Source organism: Pannonibacter anstelovis (genome assembly GCF_036881715.1).
In the GTDB taxonomy this organism is placed as follows: Bacteria; Pseudomonadota; Alphaproteobacteria; order Rhizobiales; family Stappiaceae; genus Pannonibacter; species Pannonibacter anstelovis.
The window spans coordinates 87,709-111,330 of the sequence record NZ_JBAKBF010000002.1 but is presented as its reverse complement, the minus strand read 5'-3'; the positions used below and the strand labels follow the sequence as shown (position 1 = coordinate 111,330).

Below are 23,622 nucleotides of genomic sequence, written 5' to 3'. Positions count from 1 at the left end.
GAAAGTCCGAAAACCCGAGTCCTCCGGCCATTCAGCCGGAGGATTTTTTCATTTGGTCCGGCATTGACAAGGCCCGCAGGCACTCCTAAATCGGGGTCTGTTAGCACTCGCTGTTGAGGAGTGCTAACAAGACGCGGGGTAACCCGCGATCTCTCGAGCCATCAACATTATGGATTGCGTGCTGCTTCATATGGGGGCACGCCGCATGAGAGGAAAGAGCCAAATGACGTTTCGTCCGCTGCACGACCGTGTCGTTGTTCGTCGCGTAACCTCCGAAGAGAAGACCGCCGGCGGCATCATCATTCCGGACACCGCCAAGGAAAAGCCGCAGGAAGGCGAAGTCGTCTCCGTCGGCGCTGGCGCCCGTAAGGACAACGGCGAACTGATCCCGGTTGACGTTAAGGCTGGTGACCGCGTGCTCTTCGGCAAGTGGTCCGGCACCGAAGTCAAGATCAACGGTGAAGACCTGCTGATCATGAAGGAATCCGACATCATGGGTGTGATCGCCTGATCAGGCGGACCTCCGGATTTCAATGACATCAACCCAAATTAGAGTGAGACGATAAAATGGCTGCCAAGGACGTAAAGTTCGGTGCTGATGCCCGCGAAAAGATGCTGCGCGGCGTCGATATCCTCGCAAACGCCGTCAAGGTGACCCTCGGCCCGAAGGGCCGTAACGTGGTCCTCGACAAGGCCTTCGGCGCTCCGCGCATCACCAAGGACGGTGTGTCGGTTGCCAAGGAAATCGAGCTGGAAGACAAGTTCGAGAACATGGGCGCCCAGATGGTGCGCGAAGTGGCCTCGAAGACCAACGACATCGCCGGTGACGGCACCACCACCGCCACCGTGCTGGCCCAGTCCATCGTCAAGGAAGGTGCCAAGGCTGTTGCCGCCGGCATGAACCCGATGGATCTGAAGCGCGGCATCGACATGGCTGCTGCCGAAGCCGTGAAGTACCTGGTGTCGGTTTCCAAGAAGATCACCACGTCTGAAGAAGTTGCTCAGGTCGGCACCATTTCCGCCAACGGCGACGTGCAGGTTGGCAAGGACATTGCCGAAGCCATGCAGCGCGTCGGCAACGAAGGCGTGATCACTGTCGAGGAAGCCAAGTCTCTCGAGACTGAGCTGGAAGTCGTCGAGGGCATGCAGTTCGACCGCGGCTACCTGTCCCCGTACTTCGTCACCAACGCCGAGAAGATGCTCGCCGAGCTGGAGAAGCCCTACATTCTCCTGCACGAGAAGAAGCTCTCCAACCTGCAGGCCATGCTGCCGGTTCTTGAAGCTGTGGTGCAGTCGGGCAAGCCGCTCCTCATCATCGCTGAAGACGTCGAAGGCGAAGCTCTGGCGACCCTCGTCGTCAACAAGCTGCGCGGCGGCCTCAAGATCGCTGCCGTCAAGGCTCCGGGCTTCGGCGACCGCCGCAAGGCCATGCTGGAAGACATCGCCATCCTGACCGGCGGCACGGTGATCTCCGAAGACCTCGGCATCAAGCTGGAGAGCGTCACGCTCGACATGCTCGGCCGCGCCGAGAAGGTCTCCATCTCCAAGGAAAACACCACCATCGTTGATGGCGCTGGCTCCAAGGACGACATCGCTGGCCGCGTTGCACAGATCAAGGCGCAGATCGAGGAAACCACCTCGGACTACGACCGCGAGAAGCTGCAGGAGCGTCTGGCCAAGCTGGCTGGCGGCGTCGCCGTCATCCGCGTTGGCGGTGCAACCGAGATCGAAGTGAAGGAAAAGAAGGACCGCGTCGACGACGCACTGAACGCGACCCGTGCGGCCGTCGAAGAAGGCATTGTCCCGGGCGGCGGCACCGCGCTCCTGCGCGCCAAGGCTGCAGTCGAGAAGCTGACCTCCGACAACGCTGACATTCAGGCAGGCATCAAGATCGTCCTGCGCGCTCTTGAGGCCCCGATCCGTCAGATCGTCGAGAACGCCGGCGTGGAAGGCTCGATCGTCGTTGGCAAGATCCAGGAAAACAGCAATGTTTCCTTCGGCTTCGACGCTCAGACCGAGACCTATGTCAACATGATCGAAGCTGGCATCATCGACCCGACGAAGGTCGTGCGCACTGCCCTGCAGGACGCCGCTTCCGTCGCTGGCCTGCTGATCACCACCGGTGCCATGGTTGCCGAGCTGCCGAAGAAGGACGCTCCGGCAATGCCGGGCGGCGGCATGGGCGGCATGGGCGGCATGGACTTCTAAGAAGTCCAAACGCTTCAGAATAAGGAAAGGGCGGTCTTCGGGCCGCCCTTTTTGCATGGCGCCCATCAGATTAAGTCCTGTGCCCGCCACGCGGGCACGGGGGGCGGCATGGACTTCTAAGAAGTCCATCAGCCTCGGAATACGGAAAGGGCCGCCCTAGGGCTGCCCTTTTTGCATGGCCGCCCCACAAATCACTCAGCGGATTATATTCACATTCCTCCCCCGCAAGCGTCCTTCAAGGCAGGACAGCAGGTGCCGGGATGGTCATGAATATTCAGGAAATTCTTGCCGATAGGTCGGTCTGGACCTCGGACTTCATGGAAGCCACGGCCCATCTCGGGGCGCATGTGGCGGAGCCGTTTCTGACGACGGTCAATCTGGTGACGATCCACCAGATGACGCGGGCAGCGAAGATCGGGCTGGTCACCGCCTGGCAGGAGGACCCGGGCCTTGCGGAGGATCTGGGGGCGAGCTGGGCGTGGAGCCTGGAAGACCGGCACTATCTGGTGCGCGCCCTGCGGCTGGAGCGCGAGCGGCATCTGGGGCTGAATTATTTCCCCTTCGAGGTGGATGGCATCCGCAGCCTCATCGCGGCAGCAGAAGCCGCCTCCCACGGCCACCGGCATGTCCATCCCGTCTTCGTGCTTTACACCAGCTTTACCGGACCGGAGCACCGCATGAGCGAAGGCTGCCTCTTCATCGATGCCCGGCGCATGCAGGACTTTCTGTTCAACCGCAACCGGCTGACGCTGCACCCTGCCATAGTGACACTTGAGGAGGCACGGCATGCCGGCGCCCGGCCCTGGTATGAAATGTTTCCGCTGAAGTGAGGCCAGCGGCTCACGCGCCCTGCCCTGTCTGCGTCAAGGCAAGAGACAGACAACCGCAGGGAGCCACCCAATGTCTCTTACCGACGTTCTCAAAGACCAGTCCACCTGGACCTACAACATCATGAAGGCCTCTTCCAATCTGGGCGAGGTGATCCGGGAAGACGCGATCACAAGCGTCAATCTGGCCGTGATCAACGACCAGTCCATCGCCCAGAACCTTGGTCTCGGCACGACAAGCCTTCAGGGTGCCAAGCTGGAGATCGAATTCGGCGGCGACTGGATCTGGAACTACAAGGGCTCCGTTCTGCTGGTGCAGGCGAAGAAACTCGATGTCGTGAACAAGTTCCCATTCTACACGATCGACATCAACCAGATGAACACGCTCATTGCCACAACAAAGAACGGCTACTTCGGCGACACGCCTGCAATACCTTTCTATGTTTTCTACAATAGCTTCGCGGACGAGAACCCTGCCAACTTCGGATGTACCATGATACATGCAATAACATTGCAATCAATGCTGGCCCAGACCGGCCAGATCAATCAAAAGACCGCGCAAATTTCTCCGGCACAGATGAAAACTGCCGGCTGGGCGCCATGGTGGCAGATCTTTGCGTGATCCGGTCCATGCCATAAAGACCGGCCCGGCCTTTTCCGCCGGGCCGGAATGATCCTTGATTTCTCAGCCCCGCGCCGGAATATTGACTGCCTTCTGGCTGGCCGGACGGGCCATGCAGGTCTCGAACCAGCGCAGCACGTTCTTGCGGGCTGCAAGGTCAACGTGATCTGCCGCTTCATAGAAGCCGGAGATGGTGCGAAGCCAGGGCCATGAGGCCATGTCGGCAACGGTATAGTCCGGGCCCATGATGAACTCACGGCCCTCAAGACGCTGATCAAGCACGCCCAGCAGGCGCTTCACCTCGTCACGGTAACGCTCGAACGGGCGGCGGTCCTCATATTCGCGGCCAGCGAATTTGTGGAAGAAGCCGAGCTGTCCGGACATGGGGCCAAGGCCGCCCATCTGCCACATCAGCCACTGGATCGTCTCATACTTCCCGGCCGGATCCTTCGGCAGAAACTTTCCAGTCTTTTCCGCAAGATAGATGAGGATGGCGCCGGATTCCCAGATGCCAAAAGGCTTCCCATCCGGGCCATTGGGATCAATGATCGCCGGGATCTTGTTGTTCGGATTCAGCGACAGGAACTCAGGCGTCATCTGGTCATTGGAGCCGAAGTCCACCAGATGCGGCTCATAGGCAAGCCCCGCCTCTTCCAGGAAGGCGCTGACCTTGATGCCGTTCGGCGTCGGAAGAGAGTAAAGCTGGATACGGTCAGGATGCTGGGCCGGCCACTTCCGGGTGATCGGAAAATCCGCAAGGCTTGTCATGTTCGGGCTTTCACTCTTGTGCGATAAGGCGGGAGGGGAGATAAGACGCGAGGCAAGGCGCCCCACGGATCTAACTTAAGCATCCTGTGCGTGCTGCCAAGCCCATGCCCCGTCAGTTTTCCCGAACCTGCGGCCGATAAGTGTCCGCATATCACGAGAGGCCCTTGCCATGATGGATGAAGACCGCGTCGTGAATCTGGAAATCGGCCTTGCCCATGCCATTCGCACCATCGACGATCTCAACGCCGTGGTCATCGAGCAGGGCAAGCAGATCGAACGGCTGACGCGCAAGCTGCGGGAAATGACGGACCAGATCGACGAGCTGATCGAGACGGGTATTTCCGCCCATCCCGTCACCCGCCCGCCGCATTATTGAGCGCAAAAACTCAATTGTTCACGAAGCCATCGATCATCGAGACGATGGACTGGCTTTGCGCAGTGGCTGCGTCCGCATTCGGGTTCGTTACCGGGAACAGATTGAAGAAATCGCGGGCGTAGTATTCATTGCCGCTGGCGATCTGCGGACCCGTAATGGCGTAATTGTTCGTCGCAAAGGAGGCCGTCTGCTGGTATTGGCCAAGCCAGTCATACTTGTTCCAGATCGTTGCTCCCGGAACAGGCGCACCCAGCGACGCAAAACTCTGGGCGGCGTACCAGTTTGCCAATGCGCCCGGCGCGATCAGCGTGTGTCCCGTATGCACCCGGCCCCGCGTATCGGGAGCCAGCGCAAGGCTTGCAGGATAGGCGGGCCCCGTTCCCTGGGCAACGGCAACCTGGCTGGGCTGAATCCGGAAGTCCATCAGGCAAAGCGGCCGCAGCCGGTTGTTGACCGCAGAAGGCAGAATGGAAGTCTCCCAACCTGTGTCCTTATGCGCCCAGAACGTACCGGCAAGAGCGCCTGAGTTCACATAATAGACTCCGGTTCCACCACTCGCCTGCGCCGTGACATTCATATCCTGAAGATCATCCGTCGAAATGGTCTGTGCGACAGTCTGCATGGCCTGCAGTGACGTCTGAAAATCTGTGAGCGTCACGCCAAGCCGGACAAAGACATAGAACCGGCTGGTGTAAACCGGACCACACACATGCTGCATGTTTGTGGTCAGGGCGGCACGCGGATTGGTGATCTGACCGATCATGCCCCCCACCGCAAAATACAGACGGGTCCGGGCCGTTGTTGCCAGAAGGCCGCTTCGGTGGAGAGGCCTGAATCTCGTCGTATTGTCCGATCCTGCAAGCCCGTAATAGACACTGGGCAGCTGACCGGCCTGGATCGCCAGATGATCCTGATAGTTGCCTGTCTCCGCCCTCGGATCGAGACGAACCGTCCCAAAGCCAGCATTGTTTGCATTGATCATCTGCAGGGTGGCATCGTTTTGTACCGGCATGGGCTGGTCCTCATGACTGCGGGAGGCTGCGCCTCCCGATATGGACAGGGTCATGAGTGAAGACGCGCCCGCCAGAAAGCTGTGACGGATCAGCCTTGCCCGGAGGATAGAGGCCGCTGTGCCGCCGCCATGGTCAGCAGAATGCCGACGGGCAGCAGCAGTGCATAGAAACCGGACTGCATCATCCCGAAGCCCCCCATCAACCCGCCGCCGACGAAGGCCAGTATCACCTGCGCGTGCCGGATGGCGCCCGCCCGGGCGTCAGCCACCTGACCGGGCGCCGCCGGTGCCGTGGAAAGCCAGCCGGAAACCAGGCCGGCAATCAGGCGCATTGTGTTGCCGGTCATGAAGGTTGTCGGCGCGTGATAGCTCAGCAGCTCGCTCATGATCACGTTCTGCAACGACATGGCGAGGGTCGAGATCATCACGGCGGCGATTGTCGCAAGCGCCAGGGGATGCTCCAGTGGCCCGGCCAGCACTGCCACCAGCATGAACACTATCAGCAGCACCGCTTCCAGCACCAGCAATGGCGCCAGCCGCAGGTGCCCGGCCGCTTTCAGGCGGACGATCAGTTCGTACCAGCCAAGTGTTGCGGCAAAGAAGGTCGCGAGCACCACCAGCTTCAGCTTGGCGTCATCTGGCAGGGTAAAGATCTCCGTGCAAAGCACGACAAGCGTGCCCGTGACGAAGGCGGTGAAGGTGTGGAACAGGCCAAGGACGCAGATGACGTCGACATAGCAGGCACAGAATGCCAGCATCATTGCGGTCAACGGCCGGGCCGGATCAAACGGCCCCTGGCGGCTCATCCTCTCGCCGGTCATATGTCGCGTTCCCGTTGTCCCTCAGCCGTGCTCACATCCCTGCCTGCACGGCTCACCTGCGTTGCCTACACCCTGCCCTGCATCCCATTAAGGAGTTGTTGACCACCACACACGAGGTTCAGACGGGCACTTGGAAACAGGTTCAAACCGGTCTTCTCAGGTGATTGACCCCATGCGCCGTCCATGGCATAAAGCGGCCATCATCAAGAGAAGGGCTGGCGCCCTCGCCAACCTGCCCGGCCGGGCAAGGTGGTCCCCGCAAAGGGATGTGGCCATGGAGAAATCCAGGGCAACCAAGCGGTCAGAACGTCAATGCGCCAGTCCTCCTCGGGCAACCGATGGAGGATTTTTTTAATGTCGAGAAGAGAGAGAAACGCCGTGAACGCATCCGTCCAGATTGTCCTGGCCGGGGCACAGCTGAAGGACCTGGCCGCGCCTGCCGCCCGTTCTTCCCTGACCGCCTCGGAATTTTATGTCCTGCAGCGCCTGCGTCAGTTGAAACTGACCGCCGCGCTCCGCCGTACACATGCGCCGCTGACCTCAGAGATGCGCAAGACACGGGTGGAAGGGCTGATCGCATTGTGGAACACGGGTTGTTCCAAAGCGGTCGACGAGAGCCTTTACGCCGATCTCGAGCGTCGCGCCCGGCAGACCCTTCCCGGCTGATACGCTGCGGAAACCGCTCCCGAACCACGCTATTCTCACGTGCCATGGCTGATTGCCGTGCGCTCCGTGCTGTTCCGCCTGCTGCCAAGCAGGCCGCAAGCCGGTCAGGCCCGCCTGACCGGCTTCTTCCTTTTATTCATCATGCCATTATTCGCCGTGCCATGAGAACAGTGGCGAGGTTCCCGGCAGCGGGCCCGCCTTTGCGTGTATCACCCGCCGCAGGTCAGCACTCCGCCGGAACCGGACGCGGACGGCCATCCTCATCCACGGCCACGAACGTGAACATAGCCTCGGTTACTTTTTCCCGCTGGCCATACCGGTGGCGCAGAGCCCAGGCTTCCATGTTGATCTCCATGGAAGAGCGGCCAATCCGGCCAACACGGGTGTAGATACACAGCACATCGCCAACATGCACAGGGCGGATGAATTTCATCCGGTCGATGGCAATGGTCACCACGCGCCCCCCGGCCCGCTGGCCCGCGGCGATGCCGCCCGCAAGATCCATCTGCGACAGCACCCAGCCGCCAAAAATGTCGCCAGATGCGTTGGTGTCGGCCGGCATGGCCATGGTGCGAAGGGTCAGGTCACCGGTTGGCTGTTCGGTTTCTGCGTCCGAAGTGGCTGTCACATGGCTCTCCATGAAAGACGGTGGGGAGGAAAATCAGAGGGTTGCAGCCTGCTTGAGCACTTCCGGGCGCTCAAGGCAGTAGTATCCGGAAATACGGCTGATGGTGCCGAGCCGCTTCCAGTCGTTCAGCACGCGACTGACATTCTCGCGCGCGGCGCCTGCCATATTGGCAATCTCGGACTGGCTGAGCTTGTAGTGAATGAGAATGCGGCCGTTATCCAGCGGCTTGCCGAAAGTCTCCGCCAGCTGCATCAGCGTCTGGGCCACACGGCCCGGCAGCGGCAGGAAGGAACGGGCGGCCAGAACATCGTTGGACTGGCGCAGCCGCTTGCCGACGATGGCCAGCATGTGCCGGTAAAGCTGCGGATTCTCATCGGCAAAGCGCTCGAAGGCCGACTTGTCGATAAAGGCGAGCCGTGCCGCCTTCAGCGCCGTCACGGTGGCCGAGCGCGGGCGCCCGTCGAGCAGCGCCAGTTCACCCACCAGATCTCCCGGCCCGAGCACGGCCAGAAGCTGCTCATCCCCTTCGACCGAGAGAATGGAAACCTTGAGGGAGCCTTCCAGAATGGCATAACAGCCATTGCCCGGATCGCCTGTTTCGAAAAGGATCGCCCCCTGGTTTACCTTCATCGGGCGCGCCAGACGGGTGAGCCCATCCGCCAGTTCTGACGGCAACCCCTCGAGAGTGAAGCTGTTGTCGAGAAAGCCCTTTAGATCCGACACGAGACACGCCCCTTGCTCATGACAGAGCTGCAGCTTTGCGCCGCCCGCCTGCCCTGTAAAATTTCCCTGCCCTGCCTCTGGCAATCTCGCAAAAACAACCCACATCCACAATAGCAGACAGCGAGAGCTGTTTGTCTCCTCCCGAAGAACGGCTCCAGCCCCCACTGGAGCCGTTTCCGTTTGCGAAAGGCCAGATCGAGGACGGGCAGGAAAGAGACCGGCTGGTACGCCTTCAGTAAAGGAAGATGTCCTTCTCTGCCAGCGTGTTGAAGAATTTGAGGCTCTTGAGCACGGCAAAATGCCGCTCACGCCTTGCGAGCTCCGCTTTCGGAAGTTGCCGGCGCAAGCGGTCATCGATGATCGAAGGCCACGCCACAACGAAGGCCATTTCGGGCAGTCCGTCGAAATGATGCCGCAGCGCCTCCTGCAGCTCTGCCTCTGTTGGAAGATCCGGCAGCACGGGACCGCTGGCAAGCACCGGAAAGCCGAGCTTCAGTGCAAAGCGGCTGAAATGGCGCAGCGGCCGCCCCTCACCTTGCGGAAAAACGAGAAGCGGACGGGTTGCAAGTCCCCCGGCTTCTACAGCCCTTGCCAGCAGCTGCACCAGCACCCTGTGGCGCATCAGGCCATCTGAAAGGGTGATGAACTGCGGCTCAGCACCGAAATGCTCCATGAAACTGCGGATCTGGGCAGACATCTCCTCAAGGATGATTTCTTCGGGAAGCAGCCTGAAGCCTGCGCGGCGCGCGAACCAGCTGGTACTGCGGAACGCCACTCCCAGCTCCTGCCGCCAGCGCGGGCTCATCGGCTCACCAAACGCACCTGTAAGTGTCAGCGTCAGGCCAACGAGTGCATGGCTGGCCGCACCATCCACCACCTCGCGCAAGGGCGCATATTCACGCCGCCAGAGCTCGGAGAAAGCAAGGCACCCCACGGCACTGAGGCGGCCCTGTGCCAAAAGCTCGCGGATGGCCCGGTCTGTGCCGAACGCAAAGCCATAATCGACTGCCGCCAGGGTGATCCGTTTCATTCCGCCCCCTACCCGCAATTTATCGCGGGGCACCATGGCTCTTTGCTAACCGCAAAAAGGCTTGGAATACAATCGGAAACAGAATTCAGGCATGCCTTAGCGGCATCAGACTATTGCGCACCCATCCAGAGAGCCGGATCAATTGGCTCCAGCGGCGAGCCTTCCGGCTGCTCTACGGCATAGACCAAGAGATCTTCAAGCGGCACGCCATCAACCTTGCGGGTCAGGGTTGCCACAAGCTCCACCCTGCCAAAGGTTTCCGACAGCCGCTCGGCCGCATCGCGCCGCGCTTCGGTAACATAGAGGCCTGGCACGGAGAACAGTTCCGGCCCCGGCTGCGGCATCATCACATAGCGGATGCGGTCATTGAGCTGGATGACAGGAATCTCGCCCCGGAAGGCAAAGGCCATCTGGCCATTGAGGCCGTAGCCCATGGTGGCGATGTAACCGGCCCCTTGCGCATCGGCGATCTGGCGCAGCTCATCATGGATTTCCGGCCAGCCGCGCATCTGGAACGTGGGGTCCTTGCGGGCAAACTTGCCGGTAAACGGGGATACCGCATGCACCTGCACCGCGGCGCCGAATCCGAGGCCCAACACAACCGCCACCGCCGCAAGCCCGCGCCAGAAGCGCGCTGCAGAACCGGCCACAAACACCGCCGCCATGATGCAGAAGGCCGGGAATACGGGAGCTGGCCAGTTGCCCTGAACACGAGAATGCAGCGCATGAACGAGCAGATAGGCGAGGAACGGCAGCGTGGTCAGAACGGCCAGCCCGGCGCCCGCCTCGCCCCGAACCATCCGCCGCACAAGCTGCCAGAGCCCGGCCAGCGCCGGAATGGCCACCAGCGGATTGAGCAGACCGAGGAAGGCCCCGATGAACTCGATGATGAATTTTTCCGTCCACTCGCCGCGCCCGGCGCGGCCGAACTGCTTGTAGAACGAGGCCCAGTCATGGTCCGCATTCCACATCAGCACTGGCGACAGCACGGCAAGAGCGATGAGCCCGCCCGCCCAGAGCTGCCAGGAGAGGAACCAGCGGCGGTTGGCTGGCATCAGCAGCCACAGCACGATGCCGGCCCCAAGGAACAGCACGGAATATTTGGAAACAAGCCCGCAGCCTGCGAACAGCCCGACCGCCAGCCACCAGTTCGCCTTTCCCGAAGCAGTCAGTTCCGCCAGCGCCCAGAGCGTCAGTCCCCAGAAGAACACGGACGGCGCATCAGGTGTCGCCAGCACAGCGCCGATGCCAACAAGCAGCGTCGCGTTGAGGAACAGCACGGACAGCCCGGCCACACGCGGGCCGAACAACAGAAAGGCCGTGCGCCAGAGCACCAGCGACCCGATGGCCGCCGAAAGGATGCTGACGAGCCTCAACCCGAGAGCATTGTCGCCGGCGAACTGCTGACCCAGCCAGATCCACCAGGCCACCATCGGCGGGTGATCATAGTAGCCGAAGGCCGGATAGAGGCCCCAGAGCCTGTAATAGGCTTCGTCCTCGACGATATAGGCGCTGGCGCCGGTCCACAGGCGCAGAACCGTCAGGGCCAGCACCAGCAGGATGAGCAGCCTCGGCTGCAGCCAGACCGGCAGGTCTGCCACTGTTTCGCGGCCAGTTTCCAATGCGCCCGTCTGTCCAGCCATGATCAGTTCACCCTCAGGACTTGCGCCAGGTCAGCACGGAGGAGGCAGCGTAGTTCCACACCGCGCCCATCACGGCACCGGCAGCACCCGCAATCCACCACACTGGCTCGTTTTCATAGATCAGGTTGGCGACGCCCACATTGGCCAGCACGCCGACACTGCACACCGCATAGAAGGTGACGAGGCCGCGCAGCAGAGCAAAGCCGGTCAGGCGCCGGTCCCGGTAGGTCAGCTGATTGTTGAGGAAGAAGTTGGTGGTCATGGCGACGAAGGTCGCGGCAATCTGCGCCTGGTTGAAATCCAGCTCCAGCGCCAGCAGCGACGCGCGCAGCGCCACCAGATGCACCAGCACGCCGCTGGCGCCCACAAGGCTGAACATGAGGAAGCGGACGGACACCATGTCGCCCAGGTATTTCGAGACCAGAAGGCCCAGATAATCCAGCGTCACCAGGGTATCGAGCTTGCTTTCCCCTTCCTGCCGTTCGCGGAAGACAAACGGAAGCTCACGGATACGCAGGCGCCCCTCGCCGCTGGCCACGATATCCAGCAGGATCTTGAAACCCTGAGCAGAGAGGCGCGGAGCCAGTTCATCCACCACGTCCCGCCGCAGCATGAAGAAGCCGCTCATCGGGTCGGAAAGCGTCACCTTCAGCAGCTTGCGTGCCAGCGCATTGGCGAAATTGGACCCTGCCTTGCGGATCGCGGAAAGCCCATCGCCGATATCCCCGCCTTCCACCTTGCGGCTGGCAACAGCCAGATCCACCTCGCCGTAACGAAGCGTTGCCAGCATGCGCGGCAGCAGCGTCTCGTCATGCTGCATGTCCGCATCCATCACCGCCACGAAGGGAGCAGACGAGGCCAGCATGCCTTCGACGCAGGCGCCGGACAAACCCCGGCGGCCGACACGGCGGATCACACGGATGCGCGGGTCTTCGGCGGCAATGGCACGGGCCGCAGCGGCGGTGCCATCCGGCGAATTGTCATCGACGAAGATGACTTCCCAGGCTACACCCTCGAGCGCCTTGCGCAGCGCCGCGATAACCAGCGGCACATTGCCCCGCTCATTATAGGTTGGCAGCACCACGGTGAGTTCCGGCGCGGCGCCCAATTGCGCCTCTGTCCGGTTCAGGCTCACATCCATGCGGAAAATCCGTTCTTCAGTCATCTTGCGGCGGCCATTTGCCTGCCGGTCTGTTTGGCCGGGAACATAGCCAAAAGGCCGCCATTTGCAAGCGAGGCACAGCTTGTCCCCGCCTGCGGCCCGTTGCCGCCCGTTCCGGTTTTGCCGTGCCTTTGCGCAGGCTAGCCGGTAAACTGCGGTCACACTTCAGGAAAGCAGGCCATGACCTCCCTCGATATCCGCCCCGCCGTCAGCCGCGTGCCCATGCATAAGAGCATCACGCGGGATGAAATCAACACGCTGGTGGACAGCTTCTATGATGCCGTGCGCGCCGACGAACGCCTCGGCCCCATTTTCGAGGCCCGCATGGCCGGACACTGGGACGCGCATCTGGAACGGATGAAGAGCTTCTGGGGCTCCGTGCTGCTGAAGACCGGCGAATACAAGGGCCGCCCGGTGCCTGCCCACCTGCCCATGCGCCAGGAAGTGGAAAGCGATGATTTCCGCCGCTGGCTCACCCTCTTCCGCCAGACCGCCCGCAGTGTCTTTGCCGATCCGGAAGCTGCCGCCATCGTCATCCGCCAGGCAGAACGCATCGCCACCAGCCTCTGGCTTGCCATGCTCGGCACCCCCTTCGACCGCCCGCCGGGTTTTCTGTTCGGGGAGGAATAGGGCGAGGCGCCCGCCATCATACCTCTGGTCTGTGGCTGGGCCTCTCCGCCCCCCTCCCCCTCGTGGGGAGGGGTAAGGGGTGGGGGGCTCAGAGCCTGCAACCATATGAAAAACAGATTTTTTCTGAAAAGGCATCACGAGTAGCAGCTGTCTGAAATCAATGGACACTCAGCCAGCCAGAAAGGCTTTTCCCCCCACCCCTAACCCCTCCCCACGAGGGGGAGGGGGGCGGAAACGCTGTGCCTTAGTGACCAGACGGCAGACTTTGCCCAAGCATTCACCGGCTTCAGACACGATATCTGCATGCCGTAGCTCAGGGGGCCGTAGCTCAGGGGAGTGGGGCGCTGCGGCAAAAGGGGCGCGCGTTCCTCCGCCTTGCGTCCGTTGTAAACGCCGCCCCTTCCCCGCCCAATGCCTTGCCCGTCGGGCTGGTTTCGTCTAGGAAACAGCCAGCCGTTTCAGGGGCATGAAAGCCGCTGGACATGACCGCAAGCCCGTTGCACAGCATCCCGGAAAGCAGCCTGTTCCATGTCAAATCCGAAGACCCAGAAACTGAAGGCGCGGCTGCCGCGCGGCTTTATTGACCGTTCGGCAGCGGATATCCGCGCCACGGAAGAAATGGTCGCGAAGATCAAGGCGGTTTACGAGCTTTACGGGTTTGATCCGGTCGAGACGCCGATGTTCGAATACACCGACTGCCTCGGCAAGTTCCTGCCCGATACGGACCGGCCGAATGCGGGCGTTTTCTCCGTGCAGGATGATGACGAACAGTGGCTGAGCCTGCGTTATGACCTGACGGCCCCGCTCGCCCGCCATGTGGCCGAGCACATCAACGAGATCCAGCTGCCGTTCCGCAGCTACCGGGCAGGCTGGGTGTTCCGCAACGAAAAGCCCGGCCCTGGCCGTTTCCGCCAGTTCATGCAGTTCGACGCCGACAGTGTCGGCGCACCGGGCGTCGGAGCGGACGCCGAAATGTGCATGATGTTTGCCGACACGCTGGAGGCCCTGGGGCTGAAGGGCCAGTATGTTGTGCGCGTCAACAACCGCAAGGTTCTGGACGGTGTGCTGGAGGCGATCGGCCTTGGCGGCGAGGCGGACGGCGAACAGCGCCTGACCGTGCTGCGCGCCATGGACAAGTTCGACAAGTTCGGCAGCGAAGGCGTGCGCCTGCTGCTGGGCGCCGGCCGCAAGGACGAGAGCGGCGACTTCACCAAGGGCGCCGGGCTTGCAGAGGCTGCCATTGCCGCCATCCTCGAAATCCTGGAAGGCGGCTCGCTGGAAGCCCTGCTGGCAGATGGCGAGGACCTTGCCTTCAAGACCCCGGCTCTGGCGGCCCTGCCGTTCAATGCAGCACTTCATGACGGCTTCTCGGAGCTGCGCGCCATCTCCGGCCTCGTCCGCGCTGCGGGCTACGGCCCTGAACGCATCAGGATCGACACCTCCGTCGTGCGCGGCCTCGAATATTACACCGGCCCTGTCTATGAGGCTGAGCTGCTGTTCCCCGTCACCAATGAAAAGGGTGAGGTGGTGCAGTTCGGCTCCGTTGGCGGCGGCGGGCGGTATGACGGTCTGGTGAAGCGCTTCACGGGCCGCGATGTTCCGGCCACCGGCTTTTCCATCGGCGTGTCGCGCCTGATGAGCGCGCTGAAGAACCTTGGCAAGCTGCAGGGCAGCGAAACGCTGCCGCCTGTGCTCGTCACCGTCATGGACGGCGATGCAGACGCCATGGCCAGCTATCAGGCCATGACCCAGCAGCTGCGGCAGGCCGGCATCCGCGCCGAGATGTATCAGGGCAACTGGAAGAAATTCGGCAATCAGCTGAAATATGCCGACAAGCGCGGCTGTCCGCTGGCCATCATTCAAGGTTCCGATGAGCGCGCCAACGGCGAAATTCAGATCAAGGACCTGATCGAGGGCAAGCGTCTTTCAGGTGAAATAACCGACAATGTAACATGGCGCGAAAGCCGCCCGGCACAGGTGACTGTGGCCGCAGGCGAGCTGGTGGACACCGTGAAGCGCATGCTGGCCGGGCAGGCCGAAGACCGCGCCCGCGCGGCAAGCTGAGGACAGGACGATGACGGGAAGCACCGCAGCAAACGGATCAGGGGCTGATGCCGGCACCGCAAGGCTGGCCGCAACCGCGCTGGCGCGGCTGCAGGCCGCCGGGCATACGCGCATCGACCCGCCGATCCTGCAGCCTGCGGACACGTTTCTGGATCTGGTGGGCGAGGACATCCGCCGCCGCCTGTTCCTGACCAACGGTGCCGATGGGCCGGAGCTGTGCCTGCGCCCGGACTTCACCATTCCCGTCTGCCGCCAGCATCTGGAAAGCGAACCGGCCAACCGGCGCGATGACTATTGCTACGCGGGCCCCGTGTTCCGCCAGCGCCCCGGCGGCATTGGCGAAATCCCGCAAGTTGGTGCCGAAAGCCTTGGCCGCACCGACCGGGAACAGGCGGATGCCGCGATGCTGGCGCTAGCCACCGGCGTGCTGGCCGACCTTGGCATCAGCGATCCCGTGATCCGCATTGGCGATGAAACCATCTTCACCGCCGTGCTTGCCGGGCTGAACCTGCCCGTGGTGTGGCAGCGCCGCCTGCGCGGGTTGTTCGGCGAGACGGCACGGCTGGAAGCCGCCATCGCCCGCATGGGCGGTGAAGGCATGCAGGATGACAGCGCCACCCGCCTCGGCTTCCTCGCCGCGCTCGACGGTGCCAATCATGAAGCCGCGCAGCAGGTGGTCACCGATCTTCTGTCCATCGCCGGCATCACCGCCGTGGCCGGGCGCAGCGCCAGCGAAATTGCCGAACGTTTTCTGGAGCAGGCAGCCCTTGCAAACGGCTCGGGCGCCAATGCGGGCGCGGCGGCAACCTTGCGCGAATATCTCTCCATCAAGGGCCAGCCGGATGTGGCGCTTGGCGAGCTGAAGGCTTTCGCCAGCCGTCATGGACTGGACCTTTCCGGCCCGCTGGCCGCCTTCGAGGCCCGTCTTGCAGCCATCAATGCGCACGGCCTTGCCGCCTCGCGCATGCAGTTTGCCGCCGACTTCGGCCGCCGCCTCGACTATTACACCGGCTTCGTTTTCGAGATGACCGCCGCAGGCCATGACCTGCCGGGGCAGATCGTCGGCGGCGGGCGCTATGACAAGCTTCTGCGGCTGCTGGGCGCCCCGCACGAGGTGCCCGCAGTCGGCTTTTCGCTCTGGCTCGACCGGCTGCAGACCGTTCTGGAGGCACGCGCATGACCCGTCTGATCATCGGCATTCCCTCCAAGGGCCGCCTGCAGGAAAAAACCTCGGAATTCTTCGCCGCCAGCGGGCTGCGGATCATCCAGCCGGGCGGCGACCGCAATTACCGGGGCGCCATCAAGGGGCTGGAGGATGCGGAAATCGCGTTCCTCTCCGCCTCCGAGATTGCGCGCGAACTGGCGGAAGGCACCATCCACTTCGGCATCACCGGGCTGGATCTTGTGCATGAGAGCATCGCGGCGCCGGAACGCCTCGTGCATGTCGTCACCCCGCTCGGCTTCGGCCCGGCGGATGTTGTCGTCGCCGTGCCCAAGGCCTGGATCGACGTGGAAACCATGGCCGACCTCGGCGACGTTGCGTCCGACTTCCGCGCCCGCCATGGCCGCAGCCTGCGGGTGGCGACCAAATATGTGAACCTGACGCGTGCCTTCTTCGCCCGTCAGGGCATCGCCGATTACCGGATCGTCGAGAGCGCCGGCGCCACGGAAGGCGCACCCGCGGCAGGCTCGGCGGAACTCATCGTCGATATCACCACCACCGGATCGACGCTGGAAGCCAACGCGCTGAAGATTCTCAAGGATGGCGTCATCCTGAAGAGCCAGGCGCATCTTGCCGCCTCGCTGAAGGCTGACTGGAGCGATAAGGCACTGGGCGCTGCGCGCACCATTCTGGACCGGGTGGCGGCAGAAGAAACCGCAAGGGGCTTGCGCATTGTCCGTGCACTCGTCACTGATCCTCGCGGCGCGGTGAAGGCCGTGCTGCCGCTTGGGGCCGAACTTGCCTTTGGCCATCCGGCCGACGAAACGGTTCTCGCCCTGCTCTGCCCCAAGGATCAGGTGGCCGACTGTGCCCAGAAGCTGATCGAGCATGGCGCCCAGACGGTCAGCGTCGAAACGCCGGACTACATCTTCCGCAGCACCAACCGCCTGTTCGATCCGCTGGCGGAAAAGGTACGGCGCTGAAAAAATGGCCGCCTTGCGGGCTAGAAAGCGCAAGGCGGCCAGTTTCATCGGGGGAAGACCGGTGCGCGACGCGGGGGTTGCGGCACCGGGAACCGCTTCTGCCAATGCTTCACGGTCACGGAATATACGCGGACAACAGTCCTGCAGATCAGCCTGGAATAACCACAGGACGCGCGAATGAAGCGCGGTATTCTTCAAGGGGCGCCCGGCGGCAGCAGCCTTCCAGGTGATCATTCACGAGCCCCATCGCCTGCATGAAGGCATAGACGGTGGTTGGCCCCACAAAACTCCAGCCGCGTTTCTTGAGATCCTTGGACAGGGCCACACTTTCCGCTGACTGGGTGATCTGCGAAAGGGTTGCGCGGTCGCAGCGCAAGGGACGCGCCTCCGGTTTCGGCTCGAAGCGCCAGAAATAGGCGGCCAGAGATCCGAATTCGGCCTTCAGTTCGATGGCGCGCCGGGCGTTGTTGATGGTGGAGACGATCTTGCCCCGGTGGCGGACGATCCCGGCATCGGCAAGGCAGCGGGCAATATCCTCATCGCCGAAGAGAGCTACCTTGTTGAAATCGAAACCGGCGAAGGCAGCACGGAAGCCTTCACGCTTGCGCAGGATGGTCAGCCAGGACAGGCCGGACTGGAAACCTTCAAGGCAGATCTTCTCGAACAGGCGCTGATCATCCGTGACGGGCCAGCCCCACTCCTCGTCATGATAAATACGGTAATCCTCCAGCCCGCCGTACCACTTGCAGCGGTGCAGCCCATCGGCGCCCTCGATCAATCCGTCCATTCCTGCCTCCGGCACGGGTAATTTGTTCTTTTTTTGTTCTATATTCTTTTGATCTATGCCGCAAACGGAAAGAAGCCGGCACGAAGGCCGGCTTTCCCACGATCAAGGAACACGTCCTCAGGCAAACAGCGCGTCGATGTCGTCCTGCGAGGCAACGTTGGAGTCGGTCTTGAGCGACGGGCCGTTGAGCAGGGCTGCATCGCCCTCGGCCTGTGCACGCATCTTGACCTCAAGGTCGTTGAAGCTCTCGATGCCGCCCCAGATGTTCATCATGTCGATGATGCGCTCTTCAATGAAGCGCAGGGTATTGATCACCTTGGTGATGCGCTGTCCGGTCAAGTCCTGGAAGTTACAGGCTTCGAAGATCTGGATGACCTTCTCCTGAATGTCCTGGGCCATTTCCCGGTCATGCCCGCTGACGCGCGCCGAGAGGGTATTGGCCGTCTCGTCGATGAATTCAGCGGCAGACAGAATGCTTTCGGTCGCGCCTTCCGTGCCCTCGACCACGGCGTCCAGCTCGTTGGAGACACGGGTCATCTCCTCGCCTTCCGAACCGGTCGTGTGGTGCAGGGCCGCGATTTCCTTCTTCGTGGCGTTGATCGCCTCGTAGATGGCATCAAGCTCGGCCTTCAGCTTCGCCGCTTCGTTGAGCTCCTTGCGGAACTCCTTCAGCACCTGATCGCTGATGCTCTTGCTGTCCGGCGCGGCACTGCCTTGCATCAACGCCTTTACGGCCCGGATCTCCGCCATCAGCTCCTGATGGCGGTACTCCTCGACCCTGTCTGGCTGCGTTGCAGCCGTCGCATCACGGAAAAGACTTTCGACCCGGAATGCACGCTTTGCCGCCGCCATAACTGCTCCTGCCATCACGCAAATACTGTAGGAGATTGTCCATCCTTCGAATTCTTATAGCGGCCGATGTTTAAGGAAATGTTCCCTGCTTACGTTGAAACGCGCAGATGATACGGATTCAGGCCTTTGATGCGATTTTGGTTTTCAAGCTGCGGCGCAAGCGATTAAAGTCCGCTGGCGTGGATGGTTAACACCGCGTCAGGAAAGTTCCGCAGCCCGGTGAAGCAGTTTCAGATGCCGCGCATTACAGTTTCATGCCTCGCTCTGCTTCTTGCCGCAGGACTTGCCGGCAGGGCTGCGGCACAGCCGGACACGTTCACGACAGAGGAACTTGTGACGGGCTTCAATGCGACTGTCTTCGGCCTCGAATACCGCACCTGGAGCTGGCAGCCCTATCTGGTGAAGAAATTCGCCAAGCCCGTCCGGTTCCGCATCTTCAGCCTTTCGCACACGGACCGCCGGGCCGAAGTCGAGGCCTTCATTGCCGAAATGGACCGCAAGATCGCAGGTGTCTCGATTCAGGTGGCCAGTGCCACGGAAGAGCCGAATTTTGACGTCTACATTGTTGACCGGCACCAGTATGAGGACGTGGTGCGCCAGTCGGTCTACAAGGACATGACCGCCGATGCGCCGGGCCGCTGCCTTGTGCGGGTGGAGTCCGGGCGGCGGGGCATCAAGAACTCCCGTGCCGTCATTGTCTCCGATGAAGGCGACTTTCTGTTCCGCCGCTGCCTTGTCGAGGAACTGCTGCAGGGGCTTGGCCCTATGAATGATGACGACCGGCTGGTGCACTCGGTCTTCAATGACGGCTCGCGCCACAATCGCTTCACCGTTTTTGACCAGCTCCTTCTCAACATGCTCTACGACCCGCGCATCAAGCCCGGCATGTCGCCTTCCGAGGCAGACAAGATACTGCCTGTGGTCGTGCGTGATGTGCGGCGGCGGATCCAGCCCTGACCCGCATGCCCACACAACCGGCGGCGGCGTAACAAGCCGTTCACCATGTCCGGCAACCCGGCCTTAACCCTGATTCCAGATTGCCGGACTGGTTAGCGCGCCGTTCATCCTTTCCACGCGTTCAGATACCTAAAATTTGAACGAATGCCGGTTTCCGGCTTGTAGGCTATCTGTTTGCGAGTAACGCCAATGAAGCGGATACTGACCCTGACGGCTGCCGGGCTCCTCAGCGCCCTTGCACTGATGCCCGCGACCACATCAAGCGCCATGGCCCAGAGCACCCTGAGCGCAACGCCGCCGCCGGTAATCCTGAGCCCCGATCTGGCGGAACCCTGGCTGCTGCAGCTGCGCCCCCATGGCATCCAGCCGCCAAGGCCGCAACGGCCGCAGCAGAGCTGGTTCTCCTTCGGAAGCAGGCAGCAAGCCCCCGTGCAGCTGGCCCATGCCGAGCCTGCCCGCAAGGCGCCGCAAGCCACGCGCCAGATGGACCCCAAGTTCCTTCCAGCTGTGGTCGACTATAACGGCCCGCACAAGCCGGGCACCATCGTGGTGGATACCAACACCCGTTATCTCTATCTGGTGCAGGCTGGCGGCACGGCCCGCCGCTATGGCATCGGCGTCGGCAAGCCGGGCTTCGAGTGGGCCGGCACTCACAAGGTCACACGCAAGGCGGAATGGCCGGACTGGCGCCCGCCGGCCTCCATGCGCAAGCGCCGCCCGGAACTGCCCACCTTCATGGCGGGCGGGCCGAACAACCCGCTGGGCGCCCGGGCGCTCTATCTGGGCTCTTCGCTCTACCGCATTCACGGCTCGAACGAGCCCTGGAGCATCGGCCATGCCGTATCTTCCGGTTGCATCCGCATGCGCAACGAGGACGTGACCGACCTTTACGAGCGCGTCGGCGTCGGTGCGACGGTGATCGTCATCTGATCTGGCGGCGCAGCCCCGAGAACGGGGCTGCTGCCGTTTGACGCGAAAGATCCCGGCCATGTTCCCCTTCTCCAGATCCCGGCGCTCTGCCGCTCCCTATGCGGGAGCGGTCTATCTTCTGGCAGCCGTTGCTGCAGGCGTCTCCGGCGGACTGGCCGGCACCGCCTTTCATCTCGGCGTGGATACCCTCTCCGGCCAGTACCGCGAACTGCGCCTTACGGTGACAGACCCGGTTCTTTCGGGCGTCATGGCAGCCGTCATCTCCGCCCTTGCCGCGCTCCTGGCCGCGCTGATCGTGCGCCGTATCGCACCGGAAGCGGCTGGCAGCGGTATCCAGGAAGTGGAAGGCGCCATGGAGGGGCTGCGTCCCATGCGCTGGCTCCGCGTGATGGTGGCGAAGTTCACCGGCGGGCTGCTGGCACTCTCCTCCGGCCTTGTTCTTGGACGCGAAGGCCCGACGATCCACATGTCGGCCGCTGCCGCCGCAGGCCTCTCGCAAGGCATGGGCTTTACGGCAGATGACCGGCGCGGCTTGCTCGCAGCAGGCGCGGCGGCCGGTCTTGCTGCGGCCTTTTCTGCCCCACTCGCAGCCATTCTCTTCATCGTGGAAGAAACCCGACGCCAGTTCCCCTATGGCTACCGCACCTATATGGGAGTGATCCTCGCCAGCATCGCCAGCGGCCTCACGGTGGAGGGACTTCTGGGCACCCGCCCGGCGCTGGAGATCGAGACCGGCGCCCTCCCTGTCTTGAGCTTTCCGCTGTTCATCCTGCTCGGCGCGCTGCTGGGTGCGCTTGGCACAGGCTTCAACAGCGCTGTCCTTGCCAGTCTCGACGCGGTCCAGAAGCTGCCGAAACGGCTCTGGTGGCTGCCGCCTGTTGCTGCGGGCGGCCTCGCCGGTGCCCTGCTGATTGCTTTTCCCCTTGCAACGGGGGGCGGTGACCAGCTGGTCAGCTTCGTCACGGCCGATCATCTGGGTCTTGGCCTGCTTCTGCTGCTGACAGCGCTGCGTTTTGCCGGGGCGCTGGTGTCCTACAGCATCGGTGTGCCGGGCGGCATCTTCGCGCCGATGCTCTCCATCGCCACCTGCGCGGGTCTTGCCTTCGGCGTTGTGGCAAGCCTCCTGATTCCCGGCGCGGACCTTCCGGCACAGGCCTTTGCCATTGCCGCGATGGGCGGTTTCTTTGCCGCATCGGTACGGGCGCCGCTGGTGGCTGTTGTCCTTGTTCTGGAGCTGACGGGCGCATATCCGCTGCTGCTGCCGGTGCTCGTCACCTGCGCTTCCGCAACACTCGCCGCCCATGCCCTGAATGGGCGGCCGATCTATGAAATGCTGCTGGAGCGAACGCTTCGCCTTGCAGGCGAGACGCCGCCGCCAGCAGAGAAGGACCGCACGCCCATCCAGCTCGGTCTTCCCGGAAGCTGAGACCTTATCACCGCACAGCAGCCTGAGCCTTTTCCTCCAACGCTTCCGGGCAAGGCCCGCCATAGGCCCAGTCCAGCAGTTCCGCCGTATGCACAACCGGAATGTCGATCCCGGTTCCGATCTGCGTCATGCAGCCGATATTGCCTGTGGCGACCAGATCCGGTTTGGTCTTGCGGATGTTGGCAACCTTGCGGTCCCTGAGGCGGGTGGCGATTTCCGGCTGGAGAATGTTGTAGGTGCCGGCCGAACCGCAGCACAGATGCCCCTCCGGCACATCCTTCACGGTGAAGCCCGCCGCCTTGAGAAGATCCTTTGGCTGACGGGTGATCTTCTGCCCATGCTGCATGGAGCAGGCGGAGTGATAGGCAATCGTCAGCCCGCCAGGCCGCACCGGCGTCCCGAGATCAAGGCCAGTCAGAAACTCGGTAATATCCTTGGCCAGACCGGATACCTTCGCCGCCCGCTCCGCATAGGCCGGGTCATTGCGCAGCATGAAGCCATAATCCTTGATGGTCGTGCCGCAGCCCGAAGCGGTGATGAGGATGGCATCGAGCCCCTCGCCATCCGCCTCGCGCATCCACACATCCACATTGCGCCGGGCGTTGGCGAGGGCATCGTCTTCCCGGCCCATGTGATGCACCAGCGCGCCGCAGCAGCCTTCGCCCTTGGGCAGCACCACCTCATATCCGGCGCGCGTCAGCAGGCGGATGGTGGCGTCGTTGATGGACGGGGCAAGCACCGGCTGGGCACAGCCGTTGAGCAGGGCAACCCGGCCCTTCCGCGCACCCGCCTGCGGCTGGAAATTGCCTGGCGCCTCATAGCGGCCACGGCCCGGCGCCTTGGCCGGGGCAAGCGAAAGCATCGCGCCCAGCTTGGCAAAGGGACCGCCCAGCGCCTTGAAGGCGCCTGCCAGCGGACGGCCCATATAGGCCCCCAGCAGCGCCAGCCGGAACCGGCCGGGATAGGGCAGGACAGCTGCCAGCATCGCGCGGATCATCCGATCGGCCAGCGGACGCCGCCAGGTCTGCTCGATATGGGCGCGGGCATGGTCCACCAGATGCATGTAATTCACGCCAGACGGACATGTAGTCATACAGGACAGGCACGACAGGCAGCGGTCCACGTGGCGCACGATCTGCTCATCCGCAGGACGGCCGTTTTCCAGCATGTCCTTGATCATGTAGATGCGCCCGCGCGGGCTATCCAGCTCATCCCCCAACAGGGTGAACGTGGGACACGTGGCCGTGCAGAAGCCGCAATGTACGCATTTGCGCAGAATCTTTTCAGACTCGGCCACATGCGGATCTGCGAGCTGTTCAGCGGTGAAATTCGTCTGCATACGTCA

Annotated in this window: 24 protein-coding genes and 1 riboswitch; of the genes, 13 read left to right on the top strand and 11 right to left on the bottom strand. The window is 62.5% G+C overall.

Annotated elements, in window-relative coordinates; all coding sequences use genetic code 11:
- Positions 1–223: 223 nt before the first annotated feature.
- The 4 genes from groES to V6L75_RS03310 all read left to right on the top strand — a co-directional run bounded on the left by groES (position 224) and on the right by V6L75_RS03310 (position 3,657).
- Positions 224–511, top strand: a complete 288-nt coding sequence (gene groES, locus V6L75_RS03325) for a co-chaperone GroES (protein ID WP_019963183.1) — start codon at positions 224–226, stop codon at positions 509–511.
- A 56-nt stretch (positions 512–567) separates the two neighbouring features.
- Entirely contained in the window at positions 568–2,208 is a 1,641-nt protein-coding gene (gene groL / locus V6L75_RS03320) for a chaperonin GroEL (RefSeq protein WP_334250107.1), read from the top strand.
- A 266-nt stretch (positions 2,209–2,474) separates the two neighbouring features.
- Positions 2,475–3,038, top strand: a complete 564-nt coding sequence (locus V6L75_RS03315) for a hypothetical protein (RefSeq protein WP_334250106.1) — start codon at positions 2,475–2,477, stop codon at positions 3,036–3,038.
- Between the two features lie 70 nt (positions 3,039–3,108).
- Positions 3,109–3,657: a hypothetical protein gene (locus V6L75_RS03310; protein WP_334250105.1), complete on the top strand. Its 549-nt coding sequence runs from the start codon at positions 3,109–3,111 to the stop codon at positions 3,655–3,657.
- Between the two features lie 63 nt (positions 3,658–3,720).
- Here V6L75_RS03310 and V6L75_RS03305 read toward each other — a convergent pair whose 3' ends face one another.
- Positions 3,721–4,425: a glutathione binding-like protein gene (locus V6L75_RS03305; protein WP_334250104.1), complete on the bottom strand. Its 705-nt coding sequence runs from the start codon at positions 4,423–4,425 to the stop codon at positions 3,721–3,723.
- A 169-nt stretch (positions 4,426–4,594) separates the two neighbouring features.
- On the opposite strand from V6L75_RS03305, the gene V6L75_RS03300 reads away from it, so the two are divergent.
- The gene (locus tag V6L75_RS03300; protein WP_050472026.1) at positions 4,595–4,801 is read left to right on the top strand and encodes a SlyX family protein; all 207 of its coding nucleotides are present in this window, start codon (positions 4,595–4,597) and stop codon (positions 4,799–4,801) included.
- Positions 4,802–4,811: 10 nt separating this feature from the next.
- On the opposite strand, the gene V6L75_RS03295 is transcribed toward V6L75_RS03300, so the two are convergent.
- Both V6L75_RS03295 and V6L75_RS03290 read right to left on the bottom strand, forming a co-directional pair.
- Complete coding sequence (locus tag V6L75_RS03295) at positions 4,812–5,813, bottom strand: hypothetical protein (RefSeq protein WP_334250103.1); 1,002 nt, start codon at positions 5,811–5,813, stop codon at positions 4,812–4,814.
- 89 nt (positions 5,814–5,902) lie between these two features.
- Positions 5,903–6,634 carry a YoaK family protein gene (locus tag V6L75_RS03290; protein ID WP_334250102.1) on the bottom strand — a complete coding sequence of 244 codons (732 nt, stop codon included), beginning with the start codon at positions 6,632–6,634 and terminating at the stop codon, positions 5,903–5,905.
- 195 nt (positions 6,635–6,829) lie between these two features.
- Positions 6,830–6,941, top strand: a riboswitch (SAM-I-IV-variant riboswitch).
- A gap of 71 nt (positions 6,942–7,012) precedes the next feature.
- Between V6L75_RS03290 and V6L75_RS03285 the strand changes: the two genes are divergently transcribed.
- Positions 7,013–7,300, top strand: coding sequence for a hypothetical protein (locus tag V6L75_RS03285; protein ID WP_334250101.1), 288 nt, complete (start codon positions 7,013–7,015; stop codon positions 7,298–7,300).
- Positions 7,301–7,523: 223 nt separating this feature from the next.
- Here the strand turns inward: V6L75_RS03285 and V6L75_RS03280 are convergent, their stop codons facing one another.
- From V6L75_RS03280 to V6L75_RS03260, 5 genes are all read right to left on the bottom strand, one after another.
- Positions 7,524–7,940 carry an acyl-CoA thioesterase gene (locus tag V6L75_RS03280; protein ID WP_334250100.1) on the bottom strand — a complete coding sequence of 139 codons (417 nt, stop codon included), beginning with the start codon at positions 7,938–7,940 and terminating at the stop codon, positions 7,524–7,526.
- A gap of 21 nt (positions 7,941–7,961) precedes the next feature.
- Positions 7,962–8,651: a Crp/Fnr family transcriptional regulator gene (locus V6L75_RS03275; RefSeq protein WP_019963193.1), complete on the bottom strand. Its 690-nt coding sequence runs from the start codon at positions 8,649–8,651 to the stop codon at positions 7,962–7,964.
- Between the two features lie 232 nt (positions 8,652–8,883).
- Positions 8,884–9,681, bottom strand: a complete 798-nt coding sequence (locus V6L75_RS03270; RefSeq protein WP_334250099.1) for a ChbG/HpnK family deacetylase — start codon at positions 9,679–9,681, stop codon at positions 8,884–8,886.
- 110 nt (positions 9,682–9,791) lie between these two features.
- The gene (locus tag V6L75_RS03265) at positions 9,792–11,324 is read right to left on the bottom strand and encodes a glycosyltransferase family 39 protein (RefSeq protein WP_334250098.1); all 1,533 of its coding nucleotides are present in this window, start codon (positions 11,322–11,324) and stop codon (positions 9,792–9,794) included.
- A gap of 13 nt (positions 11,325–11,337) precedes the next feature.
- A complete protein-coding gene (locus V6L75_RS03260; RefSeq protein ID WP_334250097.1) occupies positions 11,338–12,465 on the bottom strand; it encodes a glycosyltransferase family 2 protein in 1,128 nt (375 codons plus the stop codon).
- 201 nt (positions 12,466–12,666) lie between these two features.
- On the opposite strand from V6L75_RS03260, the gene V6L75_RS03255 reads away from it, so the two are divergent.
- The 4 genes from V6L75_RS03255 to hisG all read left to right on the top strand — a co-directional run bounded on the left by V6L75_RS03255 (position 12,667) and on the right by hisG (position 17,325).
- A complete protein-coding gene (locus V6L75_RS03255; protein ID WP_334250096.1) occupies positions 12,667–13,116 on the top strand; it encodes a group III truncated hemoglobin in 450 nt (149 codons plus the stop codon).
- A gap of 528 nt (positions 13,117–13,644) precedes the next feature.
- Positions 13,645–15,180 (top strand): histidine--tRNA ligase, encoded by a 1,536-nt coding sequence (hisS, locus tag V6L75_RS03250; RefSeq protein WP_334250095.1) that lies wholly within the window; start codon positions 13,645–13,647, stop codon positions 15,178–15,180.
- A 10-nt stretch (positions 15,181–15,190) separates the two neighbouring features.
- Positions 15,191–16,360, top strand: a complete 1,170-nt coding sequence (locus tag V6L75_RS03245; RefSeq protein ID WP_334250094.1) for an ATP phosphoribosyltransferase regulatory subunit — start codon at positions 15,191–15,193, stop codon at positions 16,358–16,360.
- The gene (gene hisG / locus V6L75_RS03240; protein WP_334250093.1) at positions 16,357–17,325 is read left to right on the top strand and encodes an ATP phosphoribosyltransferase; all 969 of its coding nucleotides are present in this window, start codon (positions 16,357–16,359) and stop codon (positions 17,323–17,325) included. Before V6L75_RS03245 ends, hisG begins: the two co-directional genes overlap by 4 nt.
- Positions 17,326–17,473: 148 nt before the next feature.
- On the opposite strand, the gene V6L75_RS03235 is transcribed toward hisG, so the two are convergent.
- A complete protein-coding gene (locus V6L75_RS03235) occupies positions 17,474–18,112 on the bottom strand; it encodes a DNA-3-methyladenine glycosylase I (protein WP_334250092.1) in 639 nt (212 codons plus the stop codon).
- Positions 18,113–18,229: 117 nt separating this feature from the next.
- Positions 18,230–18,964: a protein phosphatase CheZ gene (locus V6L75_RS03230; protein ID WP_334250091.1), complete on the bottom strand. Its 735-nt coding sequence runs from the start codon at positions 18,962–18,964 to the stop codon at positions 18,230–18,232.
- Between the two features lie 234 nt (positions 18,965–19,198).
- On the opposite strand from V6L75_RS03230, the gene V6L75_RS03225 reads away from it, so the two are divergent.
- From V6L75_RS03225 to clcA, 3 genes are all read left to right on the top strand, one after another.
- Positions 19,199–19,921, top strand: a complete 723-nt coding sequence (locus tag V6L75_RS03225; protein WP_334250090.1) for a DUF2927 domain-containing protein — start codon at positions 19,199–19,201, stop codon at positions 19,919–19,921.
- 189 nt (positions 19,922–20,110) lie between these two features.
- Positions 20,111–20,851 (top strand): L,D-transpeptidase, encoded by a 741-nt coding sequence (locus tag V6L75_RS03220; RefSeq protein WP_334250089.1) that lies wholly within the window; start codon positions 20,111–20,113, stop codon positions 20,849–20,851.
- 37 nt (positions 20,852–20,888) lie between these two features.
- Positions 20,889–22,277 carry a H(+)/Cl(-) exchange transporter ClcA gene (clcA, locus tag V6L75_RS03215; RefSeq protein WP_334250088.1) on the top strand — a complete coding sequence of 463 codons (1,389 nt, stop codon included), beginning with the start codon at positions 20,889–20,891 and terminating at the stop codon, positions 22,275–22,277.
- Between the two features lie 7 nt (positions 22,278–22,284).
- Here the strand turns inward: clcA and glcF are convergent, their stop codons facing one another.
- The gene (gene glcF / locus V6L75_RS03210) at positions 22,285–23,616 is read right to left on the bottom strand and encodes a glycolate oxidase subunit GlcF (protein ID WP_334250087.1); all 1,332 of its coding nucleotides are present in this window, start codon (positions 23,614–23,616) and stop codon (positions 22,285–22,287) included.
- Between the last annotated feature and the right edge of the window lie 6 nt (positions 23,617–23,622).